The organism is Clostridium sp. UBA871 (assembly GCF_002295255.1).
GTDB classification, from domain to species: domain Bacteria; phylum Bacillota; class Clostridia; order Clostridiales; family Clostridiaceae; genus Clostridium_J; species Clostridium_J sulfidigenes.
In genome coordinates, this window is sequence record NZ_DBFV01000009.1 from 1 (window position 1) to 2,869 (window position 2,869).

Consider the following 2,869-nt stretch of genomic DNA (forward strand, 5'->3'; position numbering starts at 1 on the left):
TCCTAATATTGATACACTAGGATTTGTTTATTTAATCTATTAATTGCATTTATACATTTATATCATGTATTTACTTATATTGTTTATTGGTATAAGCATAAATGAATAATTACCATTGTCTAAAATTAATTACCTCTTACCTTTTGAAAAAATATGTAAATTGAATATTTATTATTTTTTTGGACAGATTATAATTATTAATAAAAATTTTGGGAAATATGGTGATTAAATTTATGAAGAAGAAAGAAAAAAGTTTTATTCCTCTAGTTGTTATATTTATATTAGTATTGCAACTTATTAATTTATCAACCACAGAGCAAGGACAAAATACATCTAATAAAAATACAAAATTAATCAACAGTGACATAAAATCAATAAATACTCTATCTATAACTTATAGAGTTAATAACTCTAATACATTAACCACTGAACTTTCAAAATATAATTCTGAATATAATTCTTATTCTATACAAAAGTCTCAACAAAAATGTAAAAATTTGTATCACAATAATCAAGTAAGTGAAGAAGCGATAAACCAAACTATGCATTTACCTGATTGGTTTAAATATAAAGTTATAGATGAAAACTTATTAAAATCTTATTTAGCTAATAGATCTTCTATACTTAAGGATGAACCTTACTTTTCATCCATAATAGAAGTTGGTAGAGATTTTAATATTAATCCTATACTGCTATTTGCTATTACAGGTCAAGAACAAAGCTTTGTTCCTCAAGATCATGTAAGTGCTACTAAAATAGCTAACAATCCTTATAATGTATTTTGTAGTTGGCAAAGTTATAATACTGATATTGTAGATGCATCAGAAATTGCTTGTCGTACAATTATAAATCTATCTAAGGATAGACCTGATAGTGTCGATCCTTTAGTATGGATTAATAGAAAGTACTCTGCTGATCAAAACTGGCATTATGGTGTAAGAAGTTTATACAACGAAATTATTGACTTTATAAATGAGTAATAAAAGGTTTAGGTAATTCAAATAAGAACTACCTAAACCTTTTATTTATTTTCTATATATACACTTTTTGTTGGGAAAGCAATGCTTACTTCCTCATCACTTAGAATTTTCATTATATTATAATTTATATCTTCTTTAATCTCCATATATTCATTGAATTCAATTCTATTTATAAAAAAATACATACCTATGTCTAAACTACTTTCATTAAATGTACTAAAGCTAACATGAATACTCTCACTATCTACTCCATCATGATTTTTTAGCATATCCTTTATGCTACTAACACACCTTTGAAGCTGATCAGTAGCTGTATCATAGGTTACTCCTATATTCATAGTTACTCTTCTTAACTCTCTCTTGTTAAAGTTTAAAATTGAATCATTTACTAGTAATGAGTTAGGAACCGTTATTAACACTTTATCAAAAGTTCTTATTCTTGTACTTCTAAAACTAATATCTTCTACTATTCCCTCTATCTCCTTACACTTAATCCAATCACCTATTGTAAAAGGATTATCCATAAATATTATGACACCTGACATCATATTGGCAGCAAAATCTTTTGCTGCCAAAGCTATTACAACTCCCCCTAAACCTATTCCTGTTATAAAAGCATTTACATCTAGCCCCCAAATATTCGCTACTTGTATAATTGCAAAAGCTATAATTAAATACTTTATTCCTTTGGCCATCATAGGTATTAATACAGTATTAACTTTTATATCATATTTATCTGTAGCTCTAAATAAAAAATCATCTGAATTATTAGTAATGTTAATTAATCCATTAGCAAATAATACTATAATTGATGTCCCTAATAATTTATTAATTATACTGCTAATATTCCATCCCATTGATGAATTTAGTATACTCATAAATATGTATACACCCATTACTATAAATGCCATTTTTATAGGTTTTTCAAATGCACTCAATATTTTTCTAGCACTTTTAATTTTTAAAGCTTTAAATATACCATCTAATATCTTTATAATATATTTAGCAAATATGTTCCTTAGGAACATTAACAATACGAATATTCCTACTCCTATTGCAATTGACTTCCACACTTCAAAAAACTTACTATTTAATATAATCTGTACATATTTATTCGTTAATATCTCTACTTGAGCTATTACCATTTATCTTTCCTCCTATATAAAAACTTAGTTTTCATTATTTATTCCTTTACAATTCCAAAAACAAAAACATCAACATATTCTTCTCCATCATAATATGCTTGTCTTCTTGTTCCTTCATGAAGAAAACCTAATGACCTTAATGTGCCTTGACTAGGATAGTTAAACATTAACACCTCTGCATCAATCCTATGAGTTCCAATGCTAAATAAATAATCTATAATTAATTTTAATCCTTCCTTAGCATATCCCTCTTGCCTATGACTTCCTAATCCAAACCTAAGCCAAGCCATTTCTTTATTTTCATCTAACCAGTTCATTCTTATGTATCCTATAGGTTCATTATTATCTTTTAATGCAATAATTAAATATAATTCTTCTCCTTCTTCTATGCTAAGCTTAATGTCTTGAAATTGATTTTCATAACTTATATTTGTATTTAATCCCACGGACATTTTTCTCATTACTATTTCATCTTTCCATTTAGCAACCAATTTAGCATCATTTAATTCTATATTTCTTAAATAAATTCGTTGTCCTTCACATATATTATACACTTTCTACCCTCCATACCAAAATGCTACTTCTCATATTATTATAAATTAAATTTATTATTTTATATATAAAAAAAGCACTCCATATGAAGTGCTTTTGGTGGCTCACCGGGGGATCGAACCCCGGACACCATGATTAAAAGTCATGTGCTCTACCGACTGAGCTAGTGAACCACGTTAAAAACCTGGCAAC

At 27.1% G+C, this 2,869-nt stretch carries 3 protein-coding genes and 1 tRNA gene; 1 reads left to right on the forward strand and 3 read right to left on the reverse strand.

Features of this window, described 5'->3' with window-relative positions; genetic code table 11:
* Positions 1 to 233 precede the first annotated feature (233 nt).
* Positions 234 to 980, forward strand: coding sequence for a hypothetical protein (locus B3086_RS12980; protein ID WP_346880227.1), 747 nt, complete (start codon positions 234 to 236; stop codon positions 978 to 980).
* Between the two features lie 41 nt (positions 981 to 1,021).
* Here B3086_RS12980 and B3086_RS12985 read toward each other — a convergent pair whose 3' ends face one another.
* The 3 genes from B3086_RS12985 to B3086_RS12995 form a co-directional block, all read right to left on the reverse strand.
* Complete coding sequence (locus B3086_RS12985; protein WP_346880226.1) at positions 1,022 to 2,125, reverse strand: mechanosensitive ion channel family protein; 1,104 nt, start codon at positions 2,123 to 2,125, stop codon at positions 1,022 to 1,024.
* Positions 2,126 to 2,163: 38 nt separating this feature from the next.
* Positions 2,164 to 2,679: a GNAT family protein gene (locus B3086_RS12990; RefSeq protein WP_346849315.1), complete on the reverse strand. Its 516-nt coding sequence runs from the start codon at positions 2,677 to 2,679 to the stop codon at positions 2,164 to 2,166.
* A 95-nt stretch (positions 2,680 to 2,774) separates the two neighbouring features.
* Positions 2,775 to 2,850 (reverse strand) — tRNA-Lys (locus B3086_RS12995).
* Positions 2,851 to 2,869 lie beyond the last annotated feature (19 nt).